The following is a 25,076-nucleotide window of genomic DNA, read 5'->3' on the forward strand; positions in this document are numbered from 1 at the left end:
ATGAAACGGAAAATTACGGATTGGATTCCGGATTGATGTTTAATCGGCGGCTTTTCTGGGTCAGGGCAGCGTCTGCCGAGGGGCAGGATGGCGTTGAATTTCCGGTCGGCAGGATCTATGCTGAAGTTCAATCTGCTAAATTAAGGGTGATTTATGAGAAGAATACCGAATGCTCTCGGGGCACTGATATTGCTGTTGTTTATTTCCGGCTGTTCCACGGTTCCGATTACAGGACGTAAACAGTTGAGTCTGGTTTCCGATGCTCAACTCATTCCTGAAAGTGCCGCGAGCTATGAACAGGTCATCAAGGAAGGTCCGCTTTCGAAAAACAAAGAGCAGACAGAAATGATCCGGCGGGTTGGTGCGCGTATTTCTGAAGCCGTCGAGCAGTATTTTGCAGAGCGGAATCAGTCGGATGTAGTGGCCGGTTTTGACTGGGAGTTCAATCTTATTGAAGAGGATGTACCCAATGCCTGGTGTATGCCCGGCGGAAAAGTGGCGTTTTATACCGGCATCCTGCCGTATACGCAGGATGAAACCGGCGTGGCGGTGGTGATGGGGCATGAAATCGCGCATGCCATTGCCCGGCATAGCAACGAGCGGGTCAGTCACCAGATGGCGGTGGCGGGAGGGGGCATCCTGACGGCCTGGATGGCGAAGGACAGCGAATATCAGGAAGCGATTCTGGCGGCCTATGGCATCGGAACACAGCTTGGCGGCATCCTGCCGTATTCCCGCCTGCACGAGAGCGAGGCCGATCACATGGGGCTGATTTTTATGGCGATGGCCGGATATAATCCTGAGGCGGCGGTTGATTTCTGGCAGCGCATGGCCGAAGCGGGCGGGGAGAAACCGCCGGAATTTCTCAGTACGCATCCTTCGGACGAAACCCGCGTCCAGGACATTCGTGAACATCTACCGGAAGCAATGCAGTATTATCGGCCGAGGCCGTAGCCTGATCCGGAACATTCTGTCGAATAACCGGATTGTGTTTGTGCGTGTACAGGAGCGGTAAAATCCTGTGCCGGGCAAAATGCATTAAAGTTCGAGCCCTGATGGTTGAGTCGGGGCTTTTTTGTTTTCCAATGTCCGGAAACCGCTATCATCCCGCGCATGTCACTTTATAATCCAGATACAATTGCAGCGATTGCCACACCGCCCGGGGAGGGCGGAGTCGGTATTGTGCGGATTTCCGGCCCTGATGTGTGGACGATTGCGGATGAACTTTTCCGGCCGTTGGATAAAACGCCGGTTTCGCGGCGCGACCACGGCACCTTTGCCTATGGGAAAATCATTGATTCCGCCGGAGCGGAAATTGATACCGGCCTGGCGCTGATCATGCGGGCGCCGAAAAGCTATACCTGTGAGGATGTGGTGGAAATTCAGGGGCACGGCGGAGCGGTCGGTATGCGCCGTATTCTGCGCCGTGCGCTCGAGGCCGGTGCGCGAATGGCGGAACCGGGTGAATTTACGAAACGGGCTTTTTTGAACGGGCGCATCGATCTGCTGCAGGCCGAGGGCATTTTTGATTTGATCCGTGCGCGGTCCGACCGTGCAGCATCGGCGGCGCTTGAACAGATGGAAGGGAAGCTGAGCCGGCAGTTTAATGTGATCTATGATGCATTTCTCGAAGTGGCTGCCAATCTTGAGACGACGCTCGATTTTGTGGAGGACGAGCTTCCGGATGATGTTTTTTCAGGAATTGCCGATCTGCTGGATCGCACGTTTCAGTCACTGGACTGTCTGCTGGATACGTGGGATGAAGGCCGTTTACTGCGCGAAGGTGCGCGGGTGGTGATTCTCGGGCGGCCCAATGCCGGTAAATCGACGCTTTTGAATGCGCTGCTTGGATTTGACCGGGCGATTGTTTCGAGCACGGCGGGTACGACGCGCGATACCATTGAAGAAGGGTTTGTGCTCAACGGTATTCCGCTGCGGATTATTGATACGGCGGGACTTCGGGAAACCGATGACGAAATTGAGGCTGAGGGTATTCGCCGCGCAGAGGCGCATTTGGAAGAGGCGCATCTTTCGGTGTATCTGATCGATGCGTCGCAGCCGCTGCATGATGAGGATAAGGCCCGGCTGAAAAAACTGGTTCCGGAACGCAGCGTCGTCATCCTCAACAAGATTGATCAGGGCAATCTGGTTTCAGATTACAGGTTTCCGGTTTCACGGGTTGAAACCTCGCTGAAAACCGGAGAGGGCATTGAGGCGTTGAAAAAGGCGATGGCTGAAAAGCTGGAGCTGGGAGCTGATTTGACGGCCCCGCCGCATGCGGTAATCTCGGAACGTCACCGTCATCTGCTGGTGGAATCCCATCGTGAAGCACAGCAGGCGCGGGCTTTTCTGAATGAAAATGTGGAGGAAAATGCGGTGCTGGCGGCGGAGCATCTGCGTACAGCACTGGAATATCTGGGTCAGGTGACCGGCCGGACGTACCACGAAGAACTGCTCGATAACATTTTTTCGCGCTTCTGTATTGGTAAATAAGGTTGAAAACTCGCCGTATAGGGGTAGATTTTGCACCCTTTGGAATTTATGAGGATTGAGTTATGAGCAGAAGTTTTGCACCGATAGTGAAATGGGGCACGGATAAAAAATATAAGAAGGTCGATGATTTTCTGTTGCGCCCGTCGGTTGAAGAAAAGGCCATGGAAGCGGCGGCGCGGATTCTGGCTGATGTGAAAGAGCGCGGTGACAAGGCCGTGATTGACTGCGCACGACTGTATGACGGTTCCAATATGTCGACCCGCCGTATTCGCGTGACGGACCAGGAAATCGCGGATGCTGAACGGCTGGTGGATGACGAGTTCAAGGCGGCGGCGCAGGAGGCGCATAAGCGCATTACCGAATTTTCGATCGGCGGTTTGCGTGAGGACTGGCAGATGGCTACGCCGAAGGGGGGGATGCTGGGCGAAAAGTTTGTGCCGTATGATCGCGTGGGAGCCTACATTCCGGGCGGTGCGGCGCCGCTGGCTTCGACGGCGCTGATGACGCTGACATTGGCGAAAGTGGCTGGAGTGCAGGAGCTTGTGGCCTGTTCGCCGGCGGATAAGGACGGCAATCTGAATCCGTATGTGCTTTATGCGCTGAATCTGGCCGGTGCGATGGAGATTTATAAGGTTGGAGGTGTTCATGCGATCGGCGCCATGGCGTACGGAACAAAATCCATTGCCAAAGTCCGGAAAATTGTCGGGCCGGGCGGGCCGTACGTGACGGCGGCGAAACGTCAGGTGTATGGAGATGTGGCGCTTGATATGGTGGCGGGACCGAGCGAAATTGCGGTACTTTGCGATACCTCTGCGAATCCGGCACACGTGGCGGCGGACCTGCTGTCGCAGGCGGAACACGGTACCGGTTCTGAAAAGGCCCTGCTGGTGACGACGTCGCAGAAACAGGCCGAAGCGGTCCGTGCAGAGGTGCTCCGGCAGGCGAAGGAGCTGAGCCGTACCGAACCGGTGGAACAGGTGCTTGAAAACGGTATGCTGCTTGTTGTGGTGAAAAGTATGAAAGAGGGCATGCTGCTGTGTAACCGGTTTGCGCCGGAACATATGGAGCTGATCTGTAAAAATCCGGAAAAATGGGCGGATAAGGTCCATAATGCCGGTGCGCTGTTTATCGGTGAGTGGACGCCGGAGTCGGTGGGCGATTTTGCGGCGGGGCCGAGTCATGTACTGCCGACGGGGGGTACGGCGGCCTATTTTTCCGGTTTGACGGTGGAGGATTTCCGCCGGCGCGTCAGCCTGATTCAGTTTACGAAAGAGGATCTGGAAGAGACGCTTCCGGTGGTTGAGGCCTTCGGGCGTATTGAAACTCTTGACGGTCATGCCCGTTCGGCAACGATTCGTTTTGAAAAATAAGAAAGCTGAAATGAGCGATTTAATCAGAAAATCAGTACAGGCAATGGAGGGCTATGTTCCCGGCGAACAGCCGAAGGAGGCCGATATTGTTAAGCTGAATACGAATGAAAATCCGTATCTGCCGTCACCGGATGTGCAGGATATTTTATCGATGATTGATATTTCGGTGCTGTCGCGCTATCCGGACCCGGTATGTCTGGAGCTGCGTAAAGCGATTGCGGAGCTGCATGGCTGCGATGTGGACCATGTGTTTGTGGGCAACGGTTCGGATGAAGTGCTGGCGCTCTGCATCCGGGCGTTTGTGGAGCGTGATGGATCGGTCGGTTATTTTGATCCGTCGTATTCACTCTATCCGGTTCTGGCGGATATTGAGGATGTGGAGAAAAAGCCGGTGCCGCTGGATGCGGAGTATGGCTGGCAGATGCCTGCGGATTATTCGGCTTCGCTGTTTTTTCTGACGCATCCGAATGCGCCGACGAGTTTTTCGTATGACCGGTCTTCGATTGAAGATTTTGTGAAGAATTTCGGCGGAGTGGTGCTGATTGACGAGGCGTATGCCGATTTTGCGGCAGAGAACTGCATGGATCTGGCACTGAAGTATGACAATGTAATTGTGGCGCGTACGCTGTCGAAGTCCTATTCACTGGCTGGGATCCGGCTGGGTTACTGCGTGGGTTGCGCGGAGCTGATCGGCGCGATGTATAAAATCAAGGATTCGTATAACGTGAATTACCTGACGCAGGAGATTGCACGGGTGGCAATTCTTGATCAGGCAACGATGAAGGCCAATGTTTCGGCGATTATCGAGACGCGCAGGATGGTGACGGAGAAACTGGAGGCGTTCGGTTTTGAGGTGGGGAAATCGGAGACAAATTTCCTGTGGGTTAAGCCGCAGGGCATCAGTGCGAAGGAGCTGTTTGAAGCGTTGCGGAAGAAAAATATCATTGTGCGTTATTTCGGGAAGGATGAGCGGACGAAGGATTATCTTCGTGTGACGATCGGCACGGCCCCGGAGATGCTGAAGTTTCTGGATGCGACTGAAGCTGTTCTGAATGGAGTTGAATGATGGCTGGAATCTGTGTGAACAGAGCGGATAATCTGAAACAGTGTACGTGTACCTATGATTGTGATAAAAAGGGCATGTGCTGCGAGTGCGTGGCATATCATCGGGCAAAGAATGCTATTCCGGGTTGTTTTTTTTCGAAGGAAGGCGAGGCCGGGTGGGATCGTTCGGTGGAAAATTTCTGCAGGGATTGCGGACACTGATTTCGAGGGGTCTGAGCGTTTCCGGTTGCTTGACTGAACCGGGGCTTCGGGCATAATGCAACGCTTTAATTAGACGGACGTTTATATGATTAAGGTATCTGGGGTTACGAAAAAATATCCGGCGCGACTGGCGGTGGATAATATTTCGTTTGAAGTGGGCCGGGGAGAAATCGTCGGCTTTCTCGGTCCTAACGGGGCGGGGAAAACGACGACTATGCGTATGCTGACCGGCTACCTGCCTATGAATTCGGGGACCATTGAAGTCGCTGGATTTGATATTTCCAGGGAGCCGCAGGAGGTCCGCCGGCGGGTCGGGTATCTTCCGGAAAGCTGTCCGCTTTATCCTGAAATGCGGGTGGATGAATATCTGAAATTCCGCGCGTCGCTCAAAGGCGTTAAAACTTCGATTCGTCGGAGCAAGGTGAACGAAGTCAAGGAGCTGTGCGGACTTACAGAGGTTGGAAAGCGGATTATCGGTCAGCTTTCCAAAGGATACCGGCAGCGTGTGGGGCTGGCCGACAGCATGGTTCATGACCCGGATCTGCTGGTGCTGGATGAGCCGACGGTGGGACTGGACCCCTTTCAGATCCGGCAGGTCCGAGATCTGATCACTCATTTGGCGGAGCGGCATACGGTGCTGCTTTCCACCCATATTCTCCAGGAAGTGGAGGCGATCTGTGAACGGATCCTTATCATTAACGAAGGGCGGATTGTGGCGTCCGATACTGAGGAGAACCTGCATCGGCAGCTGCAGGCCTGTTCGATTATTGAAATGGAGATCATGGCTGAAAAAGAAGCGGCGGTGGAGGCGGTGAGCCGACTGGATGGACTGGATGTGCGCAGTGCGAATGAGCTGGCCGACGGCTGGCTCTGGCTGGAAATCGAGGCTGATTCGGCAGCGATGCGTGTGGATCTCTATAATCTGGCGGTGGCCAGGGGCTGGGCTTTGCGTGAACTTTCGGAACAGCAGCATTCGCTGGAAGATACGTTTGTTCAGATTACGAGCAGGAAGGAGGGGAAATAATGAGTGTCTTTCTCTGCTTATTGAAGAAAGAACTGCGTACGTGTTTTTATTCTCCGATTGCCTATGTGGTGATGTTTTTTTTCTGGATTCTGACCGGCGGCAACTTTTACTGGCTTCTGATTAATCTGGCGCACGGGGAATCGCTGACTACGGCTTCGCAATGGATGTTCAGCGGTTTTGTGCTGCCGTTTGCGATTCCGGTGATTGTTCCGCTGATTACGATGCGTCTTTTTGCCGAGGAGCGTAAACTGGGTACACTGGAGGCGTTGCTGACCACTTCGGTGAAGGTCCCCGAACTGGTGCTGGCAAAATTTTTCGGAGCATTGGTTTTTTATATCGTATTGTGGCTTCCCTCAATAGCTTATACTTATTTTCAGATCAAAACGGCACCTGCTGAGGTGACGGGATTTCCGGACCTGGGTGCACTGCAGGCGGGTGCGTTGGGTGTCATCCTGGTGGGTGCGCTTTACATTGCGATTGGTTTGTTTATGTCCACATTGACTTCGAATCAGATTGTTGCGGCGATCAGCGGGTTCGCGATTCTGATCGGATCGCTGTTTGTGTCGATGTATATGGCCTACACGGCGCAGAGTCAGAGTATCCGGATTGTCGGACAGTATTATTCTTCGTTTGCTCACATGATGGAATTTTCGCGCGGTATTGTGGACAGCCGGGTGGTGGTGATGTATCTGAGTCATGCTGCGTGGTTCCTGTTTGCTGCAGTACGCGTGGTGGAAGGTCGACGGGTTTAGGCGCATTGATATGAAGCGATTTCTTACCAATTTAAATTCTATTGTGGCGGTTCTGCTGGCATTTGTGCTGGTTCAGATGATCAGTTTTCTTGCGATGCGCAATCCGGTGCGGATGAATCTCAGCGGCAGGACCTATTATCAGCTCTCCGAAAAAACACGGAATCTGTTGCGGGACCTGGAGCATGAAGTCAGGATTACAGTTTTTTTTCAGGAAGAGCATGCGTTGCATGATGATGTGAAAAATCTGCTCGCGGAGTATGAATATCATTCGCGCAACATCCGCGTGGAGTGGGTGGATCCGGCGCGGGATGTGGCACTGACTAAAAAACTGGCGGGGCAGTATAATCTGACTGAAGCGCAGGTGGTGGTGTTTGATGTCGGCGAGAGTTTCCGTGTGATTAAGCAGACCGATATTGCCGAAATGAAGCGTGTCAAAGGAATCAAAGAGCCGGTGATTACGGCGTTCAAGGGAGAGCAGGCTTTTACCAGTGCAATTTACGGTCTGATTCAGGGAGATACCCCTAAAGTCTATTTCCTGGTGGGGCATGGTGAGCAGCGTATTACGGATTTTGATCAGATGGCCGGTTATTCCGATATCGGAACGGCACTGCTTCAGGATAATCTTGAGGTTGAGGAGCTGATGCTCAGCGGAGAAAAGGGCATCCCTGAGGATGCGGCGGCGCTGGTGATTCCCGGACCTTCGAAAAAGATGAGTTCGATCGAAGTGGAAATGATAGAGGATTACCTGAGCCGAAGCGGGCGGGTCTTTATCCTGCTTGATGCGCTTAAAGAAACGGGGCTGGAGTCGATGCTGGAGCGCTGGGGGGTTGAACTCCGTAATGACATCGTGGTGGACCCGGAAAATACGCTGCGCGGCAGCGATGTGCATATTCGCCGGTACAATGCCCATCCGATCTGTATGGAGATGAATTCGATTGTGCAGTTCATTCTGCCGCGTTCGATTATGCCTTCGGAACAGGCCGGTGGTTCATCGGAGGACCGTCCTTCGGTGGTGCCGTTGTTTTTTACCTCTGAAAAGAGCTGGTCGGAAATGCAGGTGGAGGAATCCACCGCCAAGTTTGAGCCGGAAAAAGGCGATATTGCGGGAGATGACAGTGAACGGCCGATTTCGCTGGGTGTTGCGATTGAACGCGGGGCATCTGAAACCATGCTTGATGTGCAGATCCGGCCGTCCCGCATGGTGGTTTTCGGGGATTCTGATTTTGCGGGCAATGGCAGTATGGTGGGCGGAAATAAGGATCTGTTCATGAGTGCACTCAATTGGCTGCTTGAGCGGGAAGAACTGATTGCCATTGCGCCGAAACCGATTGAAGAGGTTCGTCTGAGCCTTTCGCGTTCCGAGCTGCAGAAACTGTTCTGGATTAATGTGGCCGCCATTCCCGGAGTGGCGATGGTGTTGGGCCTGCTGGTCTGGGCACGCAGGAGGAAATAGGACGTATGAAAGGGAGAACCACATTTGTTCTGCTGATCAGTATCATTGTGCTGGGCATCATTATCTGGGCCCAGGAAACCTGGCGTGCCAAAACGCCGTATCGTGAGTTGAAGCAGGTCCGGTTATTCAATCTTGATGCTCAGACGCTGCAGTCTATTGAATTTACGGTTTCCAATCAGACAGTTCGCTGTGTGCGGGAAAACGGTATCTGGTTGGCGGGCGAAAAGGACGGCAGTATGGGGGCCGCCGATGAAGCTCTCATCCACCGGATGATTGCCGGACTGAATTCGTTCGGAAAAGGAACGACCATTACAGAAAAGCAGCTGTCAATACGCGGTCTCGATCCGGCTGAATACGGGTTTGATGCACCGACTGCCGTGATCACTTCCGTTGATCACCAGGGCGGGCACAGCTGGCTGGTCGGAAAAAAGTCAGCGCTGGGGGGAATGGTATACGTCAAAAGCAGTGCCGATGAGAATATCTACACGATTCCGGATAAGTTGCTGCTTGTGATCCCTAAATCGCCGGATACGCTACGCGACCGGGTTCTGTTTCCCGGCGATGCGGCGGCCGTACGCCGGGTTGAAATGCGCGGGTCGAATGGTTTTGTGCAGTTGGTGAAAGATCCCAAAGAAGGCTGGCGGGTGCAACAGGCGGTCAATGCACCGGCAGACCCCAAGGAAGTCGGTCTGTTTATCAATAAAATCTACAGTTTCAGAATTGAGCAGTTTATTCAGGATAATGTTTCTGATTTTTCCGTTTACGGTCTGCAGGGTGATACGCAGCAGATTTCCGTGATTCAGGCTGACGGGGCTTCGCGCCTGCTGGTTCTGGGGATTGATAACCCGGATAAGCCCGGCTATATCTATGCCCGTCGGGCTGATGATACGTCTGTATTCACGGTGTCGGCCGAGCTGCGTGATCTTTCGAACGTTCCGGCTGAACAGTTCCGCGATGCCGGCGTTCTGTCGGTTCCGCCGAACAGCATTTCCTCCATCAGTATTACGCATGGTGAGGATCAGCTGAAAATGGAATATGACGGTTCCAGGGATTGGAATATTACGAGTCCTGTGGTCTGGAAAGCTGAACCCAAACCCATTTCTGACTTTGTGACGCTCTGGGTGAATGCGGTGATTCATGAGTTCGAAGTTGAGGCCGTGGTGGGGGCACCGGACTGGATTGTTGAATTCGGTTCGATCGAATCCGGATTCACTAACCGTCTGGAAATCTTCTCCACGAAGAACAGCCGTGAAGGTCTGCTGGTACGTATCGACGGTGAGCCGGATCTTTACCGGATTAATCTGCAGAAGGTTCCCGACACGGTAATTGATCCGCTGATCTATAAAGACCGGAATGTCTGGAAACTGGATGCGGATCAGATAAGCCGTTTGTCGCTGCAGACGGAATCCGGAAGCAGGCAGACCATTGAGCGGGTTGAGGATGACCGTTTTATTCCGGTTGAAACCAATGGCAATGTGCGGGTGAATGAAGAGGGTGTGGCTCGGCTGCTGCGGGGACTGCGGCAGGTGAATACTTCCGGGTACATTACCTATAATCCCCGCGATCTGGATATTTACGGGTTGGAGAACCCGGTGGCGGAACTGCATATCGGTCTTAGCGGAACCAATCAGCTTGGTCGTGTTCTGCTGGTCGGGCGGGAAACGCCCGAAGGATATTATTCCATGGTGAAGGGGCGTGATGTGGTCTTTTTCCTGGATAAACCTTCCATTGAAATTCTTACATCCGATCTGCTCATAGAAACGGAGCCGATTGCTCCTTCATCGGAATAAATGGTCAGTCGTTCCATCAGTAGACGTGCAGCAAAGATTACCTATCGGGTAGTCACAAAATTTGTCCGCTTTTTATGTGTGCTTGCTGTTCTGTTGCTCTGTGTATTTGTTTTTCTCCGGATATACGGTGTTCCGCAGCCGGTTCTTCGGCATATTATTAAACGGGTGAATAACGCCGGCATTCCAGTGAGTGTTGAAAGTGTGCGGCTCACATTGCGCGGCTGGCAGGCTGTAAATGTGAAGTATTACAGTCGGAATCCGCACGATCTGGAACCGCTTTTCCGTGTGCGGGAAATGTTTGTTTTACGGCGGGATATGTTCGGGGATGAGGATTGCGGGAGCTGGAAAATTGATGTCGATGCCCAGGATATCCGCATTACGCCATCTGTCGAGTGGGGGGTCGAACTTCCTGTGCTCAGCCCTGTGCGTCGTGTGGATTCCGCACGCCTGACTATTGAGATGTTTCCCGAACGGGTTGAGTTCTCGGATGCCCGGATGTCGTGGCTGGGCATTGATTTTGCTGCTGAAGGGGTGCTGATCAAAAAAGACGGCTCCGAAACGCTGCAATCGGGGCGTTCTGCAGGGGATATTCTGAAACGTTTTTTCCCGAAGTTTGTCAGCGCGGAAGAGGTCCAGGCGTTGGAGAATCGGTTCAGAAGCTTCAAAATTCATGGCGATGCCGGGCTGGATCTGAAGTTTGTCGTGGATGCGAGAGACTATGCGAGGAGCACATTTGACCTGGTTCTTAATGCCCGGGATCTTGAGATCAGGAAGGTTGATTTCGACGGGTTGGAGTTTGAGGGTTCGTATCATTATCCCGATCTGATTGTGAAGCGGATGGAGGTTGAACGGAACGGGCAGATGATTTCCGCCGAGGCCTCTTACAATCTGAAAACGGGCATGATTGAGGGCGGTATCGGGAACCGTATTACCAGCAGTAAACTGCTCCTGCTGGCTCCGCAGCCGATCATGGATTTTCTGGTAAAGGCCCAGTTGCAGATTGAAGAGCTGCCTCAGTTTCAACTGCAGGTGGACTCCTGCAGACCGGAAGAGCTGATGAACTCGGTTTCCGGTTCGTTTGCGGTAAACGATGTTACGTATGCGGGGCTGCTTCTTGAAGCTGTCCGAGGAGATTTCCGCCGTAAAGATGAGCTGTTTGAAATTACGGGGATTCATGCGGCGATCGACGGACAGGAGGAGCGGGCGGCGGAAGTCGGAAGTTCTATGCGGGGCGGTTCTGTGAACGGCCGGGTTCAATGGGATGCCGGCCGTCATCGGTTCGGTGTGACAGCGCAGGGAAGCTTTGACCCGAATCTGCTGCTGAAGCCGTTGTCGATTGTGCGGATTGCCACCAATGTGATCGACCGATTTTATTTTCCGGAGGAGCAGCCGGAAATTTCGCTTGAGCTGGGTGCTGACTATACGGACTGGAAAACCTTTTATCTGGATATTCACGGTGTGGGTCGGAATGCCGGTTTTGAAGAGGCATTGATTCCGCAGATCAATATTTCGGCGTTTTACAGCAATGCGGTGCTGACGCTGGATCCCATTGCCGTTATGGATGGAGTGGATTTTCTGAAGGGATCCGCCGCCGTTGATTTCAGGCAGGATTCCGTAACTTTCGACGCCTTCGGCAGCATTAATCCGGAACTGGTGGAGCGGGCGGTTTATCCGGATTTCGGGCTCTTCGGCAGGCACCTGAAACCCTCAGGGGATACGAAGATTAAAGCCAAAGGGATTCTGGAATGGCAGACGATGCAATTCACCGATTTCGAAGCGGAGATCGAGGCGGAACGGTTGGATATCCCGATTATCGTTGGTTTGGACGATGTTTCTGCCACAGTTATCGGAGAGGGCCCTAATATTATCGTAACGAATGCCACGTATGGACTGTATGGAGGAAAAGGAAACGGTACGTTTTCCATTACGCTTGATCCTTCGCGCACCAACTTGCCGTATGTCGTGGATATGGAGCTGGACGGGATTGACTATAAACAGATGCTTGAGTATGCGGGAAAAAAGTGCGGCGAGCGCACAAAGGGAAAACTTTCGGCCAAGGTTGCTGTGACGGCCGATATGAAACAGCATATTCTCGATTCAGCTTCGGGATCCGGACATGTGGAACTGGAAGAGGGTGAGCTGGCGGATGTGCCGGTTTTTAAAGGATTTTCAAAAATGATGCGCGTTGTTTCTCCGGGCTTCAAGTTTTTCTCGATTACGCGTTTCAGTATGGATTTTACGCTGAATAACGGACTCATCCGAACCGAGAATGCGTTGTTTTCCGGCGATGTATTTCATGCTTCGGCGCATGGGACCTACGGACTTGCTGAGGGCTATAATGCAAAAGTTCAGGTGAATATGCTGAGTGACAAGGGGTTATACAAAGTGATCCGAATGATTACATCGCCGATATCCAGACTTTTTGAATTCAGGCTGACCGGTCCGCTGGAGAGTCCGTCCTGGAGCCTGAACAATTTCAATCCGGCCATGGGGCATTCCGGAAAAGATGCGTCGAAGCACGCGGAATAGAAGATACAGGAAATAAAGCGAGGAATTACGATGCTACATCCAAGTTTCTGGGCCGCTCTGCTGGGCTGGCTGGTTGCCCAAACAGCAAAAATGACCGCGTGCCTGATTGAATCGAGACGGTTGGATTTCAGCTATATGGTCAGTACCGGCGGCATGCCGAGTGCCCATTCGGCTATGGCGGCATCGTTGGCGACATCGCTCGGTTTATGTGAAGGGTTCGATTCGGCCGTCTTTGCATTGGCGGCAGCATTTGCTGTGGTGGTGATGTTCGATGCTCAGAGTGTGCGCAAGGCGGCAGGGGAACAGGCTAAAGTTCTGAACCAGATTGTCGATGAACTGCTGCATGAGCACCATCTTTCCGAAAGTAAACTTAAAGAGTTGCTGGGGCATACCCGGTTGGAAGTGCTCATAGGATGCATTGTCGGTATTTTTACCGCTATGGCGGCTTTCCGCTTTATTCATCCTTAGATTGCGGAGCGGTGGAGTAAATAAAAAGGCGGCCGGGTGGCCGCCTTTCAGTCAGTGCCAACATACCTGTTCAGCCTGCGGAAATGGCATCGACCGGGCAGGAGTCCATACAGGCTCCGCAATCCGTGCAGGTGTTTACATCAATAACAAACTGGTCGTCGCCCTGGCTGATGGCCTCAACCGGGCAGGTGGATTCGCATGCCCCGCAGGATATGCATTCGCTGGAAATTACATGAGCCATGTTTCTGCTCCTTCTTTGATGGGTTCTATGGATCTCGTAAATCGTGGCAATATAGCAGTAAAAATCTTGATTACATCAACAATTGTAAGCCATAAACGTGTTTATATATAGATTCAATTTTAAAAAGAAAGTTGCAGCAGATGAGTTTTGATGAGCAACAGCTTCCAGAGGAAGTCAGGCAGTCGGTTGAGGAAGCGTGGCCGCTTTTTGTGGAGTTTCTGAAAAAGAAAGATGCTCGGGTGACCCAGGCCCGGAAAATTGTGCTGACTCAGGTTTTTTCGCGGCATGACCATTTCTGTGCTGATGATCTGGCGGCGGAGCTTTCGAGCGGTATGAATCATGTCAGCCGTGGCACGGTGTATCGTACGCTTGCGTTAATGGAGGAGGCCGGACTGGTCCGGGTGATCCGGGATACGGATGTGCATGCCCATTATGAGCATACGTTCAACCATCCGCATCATGAGCATATGATCTGCGATAAATGCGGGCAGTTTATCGAATTTGCCGATGATGAAATCATGGTCCTTATAGAAAAAGCGTGTAAGGAGTATGAATTTGAAGAACGAAATCACCGGATTGTGATTTTCGGCACCTGTAAGGAGTGCAGAGCAAAAGAGGGCTGAGATCCTCTTTTGCTTTTTTCAGAGGCTCAGTACGTCAGGCCCGTTGCTGCGCTGCAGCAATTTCGGCCTTGAGCTCTTTGAGTTCGCAGGATGGGCACATGACTTTTTCACCTTTATAAACAACACAGTCATGTGATCCCGAGCAGCCGGGCTGCTTCTTGCGAAGTGTATTAATGGTGGCCAGAATGCCCAGCGGTACTGCAACGAAAAGTGATACAACGGCAAATAATGTTAAAAATGTAGTCATATTTTACTCGGTTAATTAGTCTGTCCGTTACTTGAGCGGAACTTGACTCTTACCGTTCGCCGTTTAATACTTCAACCCCTTTATATAGAGAAAGAATTGCGTACTGCCTGTGCGTTTTTTGCGGAAATCATTTTTATGAGTAAAAAAAAGCAATCGAACGGGAATGCCGGCCCATCGCGTAAATACGACTATATCGGAGTTGAATCTGATTTCTATTCATCGGCGTCGCCCTCTGAACAGCCTCTGTATCAGGAGCGGCATGAAACATCAATGAGGCATGTCCGGAAGACCGGTCGGCATCAGGCGGTGCAGGGGCACCGCAAGGAGAATATCGATCCTCGGGAAAAAATGGCACTGCTTGCTATTCTGAAAGCCATGATCCTGCTGGTACTGCTTATCATCTTTTTCTTTGTGCTCTGGAAGGGAACCGGTATTTACGAAGAAAGTCTTCTTCTGAAGCATCAGGAGCAGCATGAAACCTCTCCTGTGATGGAGGAAATGACGCTTGCTGAAAATGTCGGAATTGAGAATCAGGACAGTCGGAAACAGTTTGCCGAGCGGGTTGAGATGTGGAAAGAAGCATCAAGACTGGTGCGCTCGGCTGATCCCCTGGTGCAGCGGAATAACTATGATCTTGCAATTGAGCGCTGCCAGCAGGCGTTGAAAATAAACCCCGTACATATGGGGGCTCTGGAACATCTGGGCGAACTGTATTTTGAGAAGGGCATGTACATCGAAGCTGCCAATTCCTATATCCGGCTGCTCAGTATGGATCCATCGCGTTCAGAGTTGAAAGTGAGGCTGATCCGGGTGCTGGATGCACGTGGAGATGCCGATGCCGTCGTTTTTCTGGCCCGATGGTTTCTTGAAGAAAATGAATACGATGAGGAAGTGGGTCGAAGTCTTGCAAATGCACTCTTTATGAATGAACAGTTCGAAGATGCCATTGCCGCTTATGAGCGTGTGCTGAATTCGACTCCGTCCGACACCGCCTCGCTGGAAAAAACGACCGATGCTTATATGTATCTGGAGCGGTATGAAGAAGCGTTGGAAACGCTGGAGTTGCTGCGGGTGCAGAATTACCGGAATCAGGCGTATTATCAGAAAATGGCCGTGTGCCATGCGCAACTGGGCCATGCCTATGAAACGGTTCAGACTTTGGGGAAAGCCGCTCATCTTTTTGGGCAGTCCGTGGTTATCGGCTGGGTACAGGATCCGCGTCTCGATCCCGTTCGCGAGGATCGTCAGTTCCAGGTATTTGCGGACAGGGTTGGTGGAGAGGAATTCCGTAAATGGCTCGAAAAAGTGGCTCGGAGTATGGAAGCTGATAAGAATCCGACCGTTGCTCCGCAGTTGTCGCTGCCGAAACAGGATGGTCTGAAGGCCGAAATCCTGACGTCGCCGCAGCAGTAACCGTTTTTTCCGTATTTTGAAGATTCTGTTTATTACTTTTGGAAAACTGACGCTGGAGGATGAATCCTGCCGGCCGGCAGCCATGTTACGTGCATTGGCTGAAGCGGGGCACCGGATTGATATTATTGCGTCGTATTTCGATCTGCCTCCGCATCCCAATATGCGTGTTCTTGAAGGAGATGCCGGCACCCCGGTTTCGTTCAGAAGATTGCGTGTAGCCTTGTTTAAAGCGACCGGATCCATGAAATACGATGCGGTGCACGCGATTGATTATGCAGCGGTCTGGGCCATGCGCGCCTGTACCTTACGGCGGCTACCGTATGTCTACGATGCGGCACGGACGTTTACCGGAAAGTCAGCTCGTCCGCCTTCCAGACGCTGGAAATGGTTCCGCACTCACTATGTCCGGGTAGAGAAAAAACTGCTGGCCCGTGCTGCGGTAGTGCTGGTTTCCTGTCCGACGCTGGAGGCGGAGCTGAAAGCGTTGCAGCATACCGCCCCGATTGTGCGGATTGAAGATATTCCGGTTCAGTCGCTGTTCAGCGGCCGTGAGACGACGGATCGCGCAGTGCTTTTTTCGGCATTTGCGCAGGAGACCTCAAGTGTTGTGGCGGTGTCGGTTTCGGCGTTGACAACATCCGAACTGCGCATGCTTCTGATCGCCGCCCGCAAAGTGATGGATGCCGTTCCCGGGCTCTCGTTTGTGTTCAGAGGAGCGGGGGAGGAGGCACCTAAAATGGCGGCGAATCTTGATATTGAAGGGCGCTGCCGTTTTCTTGATTTTACTGAAACCGGTCTGTTTCTGGATATTCTGAATGCGGCTTCTGCAGCTCTGTGGCTGCCTCCGCCGAACCGGCCGTATTGCGATCCGGCCATTTTTACGCTGCTTCATTCGCCGGCTCCACTCGTGGTGGTTCAGGAAGAAGATTACGGCGGATTTTTGACGGAAGAAAATTCGTTTCCGGTTGTACGCACCGCCGATGCTATTGCCGAGGGACTTCTGCGTGTGATTCGTGAGCCGCTTTTTTCTCTCCGGCTGGTGACCGAAGCGCAGCAGCTGATTGCGGACCGCTATTCGTTCTCTACGTTCAAGTACAATGTCCGGATGATATATCACGAACTTTTAAGCAGAAAATAGGAGTACAGCATTCCGCTCAACGGTCCAGCCCAGACGCGTCGGCCCATGGTCGGGATTGCTCTTGCTACGGCTGCCGGAATGCTGGCTTCATCTACCGGTATTTTTCCGCTGTCTTTACTTTTTTCCGCAGCCGCTTTATCGGTCGGGACAGCCTTCATATTTATGCGGAAATCTGAGGTGCCGATCTTTGCTGTTGTCGCTCTGACGGCGGCTCTGCGTTTCGGCCTGACCGATCCTGATCTGGCTGCGGATTCGATCAACCGCACTGAAATGCTCAATGTGCGTGCCGGTGTGAAAGGGCGTATTGCTGGAGAACCGCGGTTTTATGCCTATCCAGATGGAGTTGAGGGGACGTGGACTTTCCCGGTCCAATGTCTGGAATATGCGGTTTCCAACAAGTGGAAAACCACCAGCGGCAGTATTGATCTGCAGATACATGCTGCACCAGTGAATATCGATTTTGAGACGGGGGATCTGCTTCTGGTTCATGGATGGCTGGCCGAAAAGACGTTTCCCGGCAAAAACCGTCTGGAGCTTGAGGTCAAGGCCGGTAATTGGAAGCGGCTTGAGCGCGGCGGCGGATTTTCGCCGGGGCGATGGGGGCGGTCCCTGCGCGATTCCCTGGCGCCGCGACTGGAGCAGGGGATGAGGAGGATGCCTGTGCAGCTTGCGGTACTTAAAGCGCTGGTGCTGGGTTTTCGCGAGGATGTGCCGCGCGAAACGATTGATGTTTTTAAGCGCACCGGATCGATGCATATTTTTGCCATTTCCGGCCTGCATGTCGGTATTGTGGGATTTCTGTTGGCACTGGTGCTCAAAATGCTGGGGTTGCCCCGGGGTAAATTCGGTCTGGTGCTTATTCCGCTGCTCGGGCTTTATGTGCTTTCCACCGGCATGAAATCGAGTGCGTTGCGCGCACTGCTCATGGCAGCGGTTTTCCTGTTGGCTCCGCTGTTTAAGCGAAAGCCTGATATTCCGAGTTCGGTTGCTTTTGCTGCTGTGGTCCTTCTTTATTTCCAGCCTTTGGAAATCCTGTCGCCCGGTTTTATCTTTTCGTTTACAGTGGTGTCGTTTCTGGTGATGGCATTTTCTGCTGTGCCGCGCCATTGGGTGCAGGGCCCATGGATAAAAACCTATGCGGTTTCGCTGGTGATTACTTCGGTTGCGGCAGGTTCGGCCGCGATTCCGTTGACGGCGTTGTTTTTCGGTCGGTTTTCGCCCATTGCGCTCCTGGGTAATCTGATTGTCGTACCGCTGACTTTCTGTATTGTGTTGTGCGGATGGCTTTCGATTGTGCTGCCGTTTGTATCTTCGGTGTTCAATCATGCGGCGGCCGTTTTTATTGATCTGCTACTCGGAAGTGTGCATCTTCTGGACTGGATTCCGGGGGGGAACCGGGCGGTGGAGCCGCCTTCGCTTATTGCAGTACTGCTGTGGCTTGGCAGTCAGGTTGCAATCTTTACAGCCTGTACCACCCGACGACAGCGCGAAGTGGCTATCGGTTGTGCTTTGTGTGCCGTGTGTCTTGTTCTGTTCGGTGGATGAATCGGCAGCAGTAGTGGAATTGATGATAGTTTTGTGTCCGAAAATTTATTTACATGTCGATTTGTTACTGTTAACAAATTTTCCCCGTTTCCTGGGGGCATAAATGGAGAGGCTGATGCAACGTTTGATGAAAATTGCCGCTGTTGCGGTGTTTAGTGTGTTGACTGTACAGGGGGCTGAAAAGCCGAATTTCCTGGTTATTCTGGCGGATGATCTCGGGTATATGGATGTCGGATTCACGGGATCGAAGGAGATTTTCACGCCTCGTCTCGACCAGCTTGCTGAAAACGGCATTGTCTGTGAAAACGGATATGTGACGCATCCGTACTGCGGTCCGTCGCGGGCGGGGCTGATGGCCGGGCGTTATCAGGCGCGGTTCGGGCTGGAGATCAACATCACGTATTCTCCGTATGATCTGCACAGCGGATTCCCGCTTTCGGAAAAGACCATTGCGGAACGTCTCAAACCGGCGGGATACCGCACCGGCATTATCGGAAAATGGCATATGGGGGCATCTCATCCGTTTCATCCGAACAATCGTGGATTTGACCATTTCTACGGTTTTCTGTCTGGTGGACACGACTATTTCCCGGATAGCGTGACGACTGCGTTTCCGCTGTTGCTGAAGAACGGAAACCCGCACTACAGTGCCAACGAGGGTTGCTATCTGCCGCTGATGCGCAATGATCAGGCGGGTGAATTTGATGAATATCTGACGACGGCTCTGAGTCGCGATGCGGCGGAGTTTGTTAAACAGGGCGATGAGCCTTTCTTTCTTTATCTGGCCTATAACGCGCCGCATGGACCGCTGCAGGCTCCGAAGGAGACGATTGCAAAATATACCCATATCAAAGATTGGAACCGGCGGGTTTATGCGGCGATGATTGATGAAATGGACCGAGGCATCGGTATGGTGGTGGATGCGTTAAAGGAAAGCGGAAAATTTGACAATACCGTGATTTTCTTTCTTTCCGACAACGGCGGTGTAACGCCGAAGCCGGGGCATGAAAATGAAAACTGGGCGAACAACGGGCGGTTTAAAAAGGGCAAGGGGAGTATGCATGAGGGCGGAAGCCATGTGCCGTACATTGTTCACTGGCCGGCCGGTATTCCAAAGCCGGGGAAATTTGATGGCTTGGTTTCTTCTCTCGATATTGCTGCAACGGCTGTGGCTCTGGGCGGCGGTGATGCATCGGAACCGAAACTCGAAGGGGTGAATCTGGCGCCATATCTTTCGGGCAGAAAAAAAGGGTCTCCGCACGATGCGCTATTCTGGCGGGTGAGAGACGGCATGGCCTGGTGTGTACGCACGCCGACCGGGAAATATCTCAAGGAAAACTGGGGCGGGGAAATGGTGGCACTCTACGATATGGAAAATGATCCGTATGAGACCACGAACCTGCTGGGCAAAGCGCCGGAAAAGCAGGCAGAACTTGCGAGACTGTGGAACGAGTGGAACGCCGGCAATACAGCTAATGTTTTTCTGCAGGCGGGAGAGTACCAGAAAAAACGGCTGCAGATGTATGAAGAGCTGTATCAATCGCAGCTGGAAAAAGCGAAGAAAACGAAACCGGTGGTGATCCAGTGATTGGATCGGCCGGGATAACCCCGAAATGCACGAAAAGGGATGTGTTTCGTGTATTCAGTGGTCTGTGTATGCTCAGTTCGGTTGTTCTGGCGGATCCGCCGGAAGGAAAGGAGTGGGTGGTGTTTGAGCCGATGACCGATGAGTTTGATGGGGATTCGCTCAATCCGGAAAAGTGGTATGATCACAATCCCACGTGGAGCGGCCGCCCGCCGACATTGTTTCATCCGGATTGCGTAGCTGTTTCGAACGGAATGCTGCGGATCAGTGCCTTTGATTCCAAGGCATCGGCCCGGCGTAAGCTTCCTTCCGGATTCACCCATATTTCCGGGTTTGTCCGGAGTAAAGATCGCTGCCGGTTCGGTTATTTCGAAATGAGGGCCAAACTGATGCCGTCAACCCAGGTCAGCTGTTTCTGGCTGACACACGCGGGGCGCGAGGAGTGGTCTGAAATCGATATTGTTGAGGTAGCGGCCGGAACGGAGAAGTATGGATCTTTGCTGCAGCCGAATGTCCATTATTTTCGGGGGCCTCACTATCAGGGGACGCTGGAACACCATCTGAAGGATCCGAGTTATCATGATCTCGGTGTTCCGCTGAAGGATGATTTTCATGTTTATGCCTGTGAGTGGTCGCCGACGTTTATCCGGTGGTATTTTGATGGGAAACTGGTGCGTGAACGGCACAACGATATGTATTTTCAGCCGTTGGAAATGAATCTGAATGTTGAGGCCAATGAGTGGTTTGGCGGATTGCCGGACGATGCCACGCTGCCGGCTGTGTATGAAATTGATTATGTCCGGTCGTGGCGTCAGAAAGAGTATTAATCAGTAGGGAGGACGAGAGCCCGTGCGGCTCCTGATGTATATCGTTCTCCGGATCTATGGAGACTGAAAAATGAAAAAAATAGCAGCAATGTTTGTTCTGTTGGTATTGGCGGTTTCGGCAGGAGCGGAAAAGCGCCGGCCGAATATTCTGTTCATTATTACCGATGATCAGTTTAAGGAACAGTTCGGATTCCTGGGCGGGAAGGCACTGACCCCTCATATTGATCGTCTGGCCCGGGAGGGGATGTATTTCGAAAACGGGTTTGTTTCATCCAGTGTCTGTTCGCCCAGCCGCTACACCTGCATGAGCGGCCAGTTTGCGAGTCGCTGTCCGCAACCGTATTTTAAAGAGGGAACGACTGAAGATGGTGTAACGCGCATTCTCTGGAATCTGGGTTTTGTGGACAACCAGCCGAATGTCCCGCGTGTGCTGCAGCAGGCCGGCTATAAAACCGGTTTTACCGGAAAATGGCATCTGAACGGAACGATGCACCTGATCAATAATGATATTCCGAAGGGGGCTGACCCGTATGATCCCGAAATTAAAAAGATCATGCATTCCAATCAGGAGATTCTCTGTAAGGAGATCAAACGTTTCGGTTTTGATTTCACCCAGGCCGTTTACGGCGGTAATCCGAATGATGATAAGACGCTGGTTGCAACCGGCTGTAACGTGCACAACCAGGAATGGAATACCAAAGCCGCCATTGATTTTATCGAGCAGAATAAGGATGAACCGTGGTATCTTTATTTTGCTCCGACGCTGATGCATGTGCCGGATACTTTTGCTTCGCTGACCGGTGACCCGCGTAAAAGCGGTATGGGCATTCTGGATGAACCGATTACGGGTGTTCAGCCTTCCCGCGAATCGGTGCTGGAGCGTACTAAAGCAGCCGGTATTCCGGATCGTAACCGTGCGGCGACCTGGCTCGATGACGGCATAGGAGCCATTCAGGATAAACTCGAAGAGCTGGGGCTGACAGAAGACACACTGATTATTTATTTCAATGATAACGGCATGGAATATCATTCCAAAGGCACCTGCTATCAGGGTGGTGTCCGTACGCAGATTATGGCCTATTGGCCGGGTGTTATCGAGCCGGGCTCGCGTCCGCAGGAACTGGTGCAGAATGTGGATTTTGCTCCGACCTTTTTTGAAATGGCCGGAATTGAACCGCCGGAAGATATGATTCTCGACGGAGAAAGTCTGCTGCCGATCCTGAAGGGGGAATCGCCTGAAAACTGGCGTGAAGCGGTTTACAGCGAAATCGGATTGACCCGTTCGGTGAGCACGAAAGAGTGGAGCTATGTTGCTTTTTATGTTCCGCCGAGCCTGCAGCGCACGAAAGAAGAGCGTGTGAAGGAGGCCCGGGAATATTATTACGGTCCCATGCTCAAAGAGCATCCGTGGATGGCGGACGAATATCCGTTCCTGGAAGATGCGCCGTATTTTCAGCTGGGCATGAAGCCGGGCGGCTTTGCTTTTGAGCGCTGGCAGTTGAAAGATCCGGAAAATACGCCGTGGGCCTCGAGTTATTTTGATCAGGATCAGCTGTTTAATATTCGGCAGGATCCGACCGAGACCAAAAATCTTGCAACGAATCCGGAATATAAGGCGCAGCTGGAAAAAATGCAGAAACTGCTGGTGGAATATCTGGAGGATGTGCCGGGCACCTATCCGGGGCTGAAGGATTAAACCGGCTGCAGGCGGCATATAAAATGACAGAACTCCGGGAGCTCCAGAGCAGCGTTCTCCGGAGTTAAATATTGGAGAAATGATGAAAAAACGATGTTTATTGCCGGTTGTAATGGCCTGTGTGGCGGTATCCGGTTTGGCTGCAAAGAAGCCGAATGTAATTGTGTTTTATACGGATGATCAGAAAATGGATTCATTCGGGTTTATCCGCGGGAAGGCACATACACCGAATATTGACCGGCTGGCGGAAACCGGGGCCTATTTTGCCAATGCCTATGCATCGAGTTCCGTTTGTTCTCCAAGTCGTTATTCCGTGCTGACCGGGCAGTATGCCAGCCGGTGCAGCAGCGAAGTGTTTCGTCGGAGCACCAGCGCGGAAGGGGTTACGAAAGTCCTGTGGAACATGTCGATCGGCGATGACCAATGGACGTTTGCGAAAGTGATGCAGCAAGCCGGCTATAAAACCGGCATGGTAGGTAAATGGCATGTGGGCCATAGTAATAAACATGGGGCCCGGAAGCAGGTGCCGAACAGCGATCCATCCGATCCGGAAACCATTGCGGCGCTGAAGCATAACCAGAAAGTGGTCTGTGCCGGCATTCGGGATAAAGGTTTCGACTACGCGGGCGGGGTTTATGCCGGAAATTCGAATGATGATAAACAATTGATCAAAACGGGTTGCAATGTGCATGCGGTGGAGTGGCAGACGAAGCATGCGCTGGAATTTATTGAGCAGAATAAGGATGAGCCGTTTGTGCTCTATTATGCATCGACGCTGATGCACAGTCCGCATCCGCATGAGTCGCTGAAAGCTGATCCGCGTTTAAGCCCCGAAGGTCTGTTGCCGGAGCCGATTACCGGAATTATGCCCTCGCGCGAAGATGTAATCAGACGCGCTGAAGCGGCGGGGGTTACTGATCCGAAACTGCAGGCGGCGACGTGGCTGGATGATGTGGTTGGAACGGTATGGAACAAACTGGAAGAGCTGGATCTGGCGGATAATACGATGATCATCTATTTCAATGATAACGGCACCGATGACAGTGGAAAGGGTTCGTGTTATCAGGGAGGGGCACATGTTCCCATGATTGTGAATTATCCGGGGGTAGTGAAGCCGGGCACGTATGAACACCTGGCCTCGAACATTGATATTGCTCCGACGATTTTCGAAGCCTGCGGGGTGAAAGCTCCGGCCGATATGGTGCTGGACGGAATGAGTGTGCTGCCGGTGGCGAAGGGGGAAAAAACGGCGTGGCGGGATGCGCTTTATCTGGAAATCGGTCTGACGCGGGCGGTTGTGAGCGGGGATTATAAATATATCGCATTCCGTATTCCGGAGAGCTATCTCGAAAAACCGCTGGAAGAGCGGCTGGCGGAGCATAAAGCAACCTTGGCGAAGATCAATCAGCAGCACCCCTGGACGGTTGGCAATAAAATGTGGCAGCTCGATCCGGAGGCGAAATATCTCCAGATGGGTATGGCGCCGGGGGCGACTTTATGGAGAAACTTCAGGTTTCCGGCTGGCCGCCCGCACCGTTTGTGAAGAACTACTATGATCCGGATCAGTTGTATGACTTGAAACGCGATCCGCGTGAGACGACCAACCTGGCCGGTAATCCGGAATATCAGGCCAAGCTTGAGCAGATGAAGAAGAAGCTTAAAAAAATGCTGCAGAATGTGCCGGGTACGTTTGCTGATCTGAAACCGGAAGAATAAGGAGAAAATAATGAAATTGCTGATGTTGTCTGCCGTTACGTGTCTTGCTGCCGGAGCCGGAGCGATGGCTTCCCGTGAACCAGCACCACCGCCGCCTCCGGTTGAAGCTCCGGAAGGGTATAAGTGGGTGCTGAATGAAGCGTATAGCGATGAATTTAATGGAAGAAAGCTGGATGATGATAAGTGGCATGATCACTACCCGGGCTGGAAAGGGCGTGTGCCGGGGCTGTTTGTTCCGGAGACGGTTCGGGTGGATGATGGGTTCCTTCAGATTAAAATCGGACTGCTTGATCCGCCCCGCGGAGATGATGGAGAATGGTGGATTGCCTGCGGCGCAATTCAGTCGAAAGGACAGGAGGCAAGCTATGGTTATTATGAAACCCGCATGAAAGCTTCCGGCCTGCGCACGTCATCCACCTTCTGGCTGATGAATCCGCGGGAGAGTGCGGAAAAGGCGGGCAAGCGGACGGAGCTTGATATTCAGGAATGTATCGGCGATGCACAGCGTTGGCCGGATTTTAAACATCAGTTCCGCTCCAATACGCATGTTACCTTCCTGAATGAGGAAAAGGTTGATGGGGAATATCCAGTGGTGAAGAAGGGGGCTTCATACGATATCGGCAGTAATGTGGATGAGGACTTCCATACCTACGGCTGCTGGTGGGTGGATGCAAAAACCATGCATTTTTATCTCGATGGGGAGCATGTGCAGACCATCGAAGTTTCAACGGAAAAGGATCCGGCGCCGTTTGATCAGAAAATGTTTATAAATCTGGTTTGCGAGATTTATGACTGGGAGGTGCTTCCGGAAAAGGAACAGATTCTGGATGATTCAAGAAACACCACCTATTACGACTATGTCCGGGCTTATACTTTGGTAAAGGATGATGCGGAGTGAGA

Annotated in this window: 23 protein-coding genes; 21 read left to right on the forward strand and 2 right to left on the reverse strand. The window is 52.3% G+C overall.

Annotated features, from left to right (window positions below):
• Positions 1 to 153: 153 nt before the first annotated feature.
• From EGM51_01620 to EGM51_01670, 11 genes are all read left to right on the forward strand, one after another.
• Positions 154 to 954: a M48 family peptidase gene (locus EGM51_01620; GenBank protein ID QBG46162.1), complete on the forward strand. Its 801-nt coding sequence runs from the start codon at positions 154 to 156 to the stop codon at positions 952 to 954.
• Between the two features lie 159 nt (positions 955 to 1,113).
• Entirely contained in the window at positions 1,114 to 2,493 is a 1,380-nt protein-coding gene (gene mnmE / locus EGM51_01625; GenBank protein ID QBG46163.1) for a tRNA uridine-5-carboxymethylaminomethyl(34) synthesis GTPase MnmE, read from the forward strand.
• Positions 2,494 to 2,555: 62 nt separating this feature from the next.
• The gene (gene hisD, locus EGM51_01630; GenBank protein QBG46164.1) at positions 2,556 to 3,863 is read left to right on the forward strand and encodes a histidinol dehydrogenase; all 1,308 of its coding nucleotides are present in this window, start codon (positions 2,556 to 2,558) and stop codon (positions 3,861 to 3,863) included.
• The gene (gene hisC / locus EGM51_01635; protein ID QBG46165.1) at positions 3,829 to 4,929 is read left to right on the forward strand and encodes a histidinol-phosphate transaminase; all 1,101 of its coding nucleotides are present in this window, start codon (positions 3,829 to 3,831) and stop codon (positions 4,927 to 4,929) included. Before hisD ends, hisC begins: the two co-directional genes overlap by 35 nt.
• Positions 4,926 to 5,129, forward strand: coding sequence for a hypothetical protein (locus EGM51_01640; GenBank protein ID QBG46166.1), 204 nt, complete (start codon positions 4,926 to 4,928; stop codon positions 5,127 to 5,129). Before hisC ends, EGM51_01640 begins: the two co-directional genes overlap by 4 nt.
• Positions 5,130 to 5,214: 85 nt before the next feature.
• Positions 5,215 to 6,153 carry an ATP-binding cassette domain-containing protein gene (locus tag EGM51_01645; GenBank protein ID QBG46167.1) on the forward strand — a complete coding sequence of 313 codons (939 nt, stop codon included), beginning with the start codon at positions 5,215 to 5,217 and terminating at the stop codon, positions 6,151 to 6,153.
• On the forward strand, positions 6,153 to 6,905 hold the full coding sequence (locus EGM51_01650) for a hypothetical protein (protein QBG46168.1): 753 nt from the start codon (positions 6,153 to 6,155) through the stop codon (positions 6,903 to 6,905). Before EGM51_01645 ends, EGM51_01650 begins: the two co-directional genes overlap by 1 nt.
• Complete coding sequence (locus EGM51_01655; protein QBG46169.1) at positions 6,850 to 8,358, forward strand: hypothetical protein; 1,509 nt, start codon at positions 6,850 to 6,852, stop codon at positions 8,356 to 8,358. Before EGM51_01650 ends, EGM51_01655 begins: the two co-directional genes overlap by 56 nt.
• Before the next feature lie 5 nt (positions 8,359 to 8,363).
• Complete coding sequence (locus EGM51_01660; GenBank protein ID QBG46170.1) at positions 8,364 to 10,148, forward strand: DUF4340 domain-containing protein; 1,785 nt, start codon at positions 8,364 to 8,366, stop codon at positions 10,146 to 10,148.
• A complete protein-coding gene (locus tag EGM51_01665; GenBank protein QBG46171.1) occupies positions 10,149 to 12,677 on the forward strand; it encodes a hypothetical protein in 2,529 nt (842 codons plus the stop codon). It begins immediately after the preceding gene.
• Positions 12,678 to 12,707: 30 nt separating this feature from the next.
• The gene (locus EGM51_01670) at positions 12,708 to 13,145 is read left to right on the forward strand and encodes a divergent PAP2 family protein (protein ID QBG46172.1); all 438 of its coding nucleotides are present in this window, start codon (positions 12,708 to 12,710) and stop codon (positions 13,143 to 13,145) included.
• Between the two features lie 70 nt (positions 13,146 to 13,215).
• Here the strand turns inward: EGM51_01670 and EGM51_01675 are convergent, their stop codons facing one another.
• Complete coding sequence (locus EGM51_01675; protein ID QBG46173.1) at positions 13,216 to 13,386, reverse strand: 4Fe-4S dicluster domain-containing protein; 171 nt, start codon at positions 13,384 to 13,386, stop codon at positions 13,216 to 13,218.
• A gap of 140 nt (positions 13,387 to 13,526) precedes the next feature.
• On the opposite strand from EGM51_01675, the gene EGM51_01680 reads away from it, so the two are divergent.
• Positions 13,527 to 14,009 carry a transcriptional repressor gene (locus tag EGM51_01680; protein QBG46174.1) on the forward strand — a complete coding sequence of 161 codons (483 nt, stop codon included), beginning with the start codon at positions 13,527 to 13,529 and terminating at the stop codon, positions 14,007 to 14,009.
• A gap of 34 nt (positions 14,010 to 14,043) precedes the next feature.
• Here EGM51_01680 and EGM51_01685 read toward each other — a convergent pair whose 3' ends face one another.
• Positions 14,044 to 14,256 carry a hypothetical protein gene (locus EGM51_01685; protein ID QBG46175.1) on the reverse strand — a complete coding sequence of 71 codons (213 nt, stop codon included), beginning with the start codon at positions 14,254 to 14,256 and terminating at the stop codon, positions 14,044 to 14,046.
• Positions 14,257 to 14,391: 135 nt separating this feature from the next.
• On the opposite strand from EGM51_01685, the gene EGM51_01690 reads away from it, so the two are divergent.
• The 9 genes from EGM51_01690 to EGM51_01730 all read left to right on the forward strand — a co-directional run bounded on the left by EGM51_01690 (position 14,392) and on the right by EGM51_01730 (position 25,074).
• Complete coding sequence (locus EGM51_01690) at positions 14,392 to 15,669, forward strand: tetratricopeptide repeat protein (protein ID QBG46176.1); 1,278 nt, start codon at positions 14,392 to 14,394, stop codon at positions 15,667 to 15,669.
• Positions 15,670 to 15,685: 16 nt separating this feature from the next.
• Entirely contained in the window at positions 15,686 to 16,807 is a 1,122-nt protein-coding gene (locus EGM51_01695) for a hypothetical protein (protein QBG46177.1), read from the forward strand.
• A 45-nt stretch (positions 16,808 to 16,852) separates the two neighbouring features.
• Entirely contained in the window at positions 16,853 to 18,352 is a 1,500-nt protein-coding gene (locus EGM51_01700) for a ComEC/Rec2 family competence protein (GenBank protein QBG46178.1), read from the forward strand.
• Positions 18,353 to 18,455: 103 nt separating this feature from the next.
• Complete coding sequence (locus EGM51_01705) at positions 18,456 to 19,940, forward strand: sulfatase (protein ID QBG46179.1); 1,485 nt, start codon at positions 18,456 to 18,458, stop codon at positions 19,938 to 19,940.
• A 68-nt stretch (positions 19,941 to 20,008) separates the two neighbouring features.
• Positions 20,009 to 20,764, forward strand: coding sequence for a glycosyl hydrolase family protein (locus EGM51_01710; GenBank protein QBG46180.1), 756 nt, complete (start codon positions 20,009 to 20,011; stop codon positions 20,762 to 20,764).
• Positions 20,765 to 20,834: 70 nt separating this feature from the next.
• Positions 20,835 to 22,460 carry a sulfatase gene (locus EGM51_01715; protein ID QBG46181.1) on the forward strand — a complete coding sequence of 542 codons (1,626 nt, stop codon included), beginning with the start codon at positions 20,835 to 20,837 and terminating at the stop codon, positions 22,458 to 22,460.
• Between the two features lie 79 nt (positions 22,461 to 22,539).
• Positions 22,540 to 24,003, forward strand: a complete 1,464-nt coding sequence (locus tag EGM51_01720) for a sulfatase (protein QBG46182.1) — start codon at positions 22,540 to 22,542, stop codon at positions 24,001 to 24,003.
• Complete coding sequence (locus EGM51_01725; GenBank protein ID QBG46183.1) at positions 23,958 to 24,176, forward strand: DUF4976 domain-containing protein; 219 nt, start codon at positions 23,958 to 23,960, stop codon at positions 24,174 to 24,176. Before EGM51_01720 ends, EGM51_01725 begins: the two co-directional genes overlap by 46 nt.
• A 10-nt stretch (positions 24,177 to 24,186) precedes the next feature.
• On the forward strand, positions 24,187 to 25,074 hold the full coding sequence (locus tag EGM51_01730) for a glycosyl hydrolase family protein (protein QBG46184.1): 888 nt from the start codon (positions 24,187 to 24,189) through the stop codon (positions 25,072 to 25,074).
• The last annotated feature ends 2 nt before the right edge of the window (positions 25,075 to 25,076 follow it).

The sequence above is a fragment of the Verrucomicrobia bacterium S94 genome, assembly GCA_004299845.1.
Lineage (GTDB): Bacteria > Verrucomicrobiota > Kiritimatiellia > Kiritimatiellales > Pontiellaceae > Pontiella.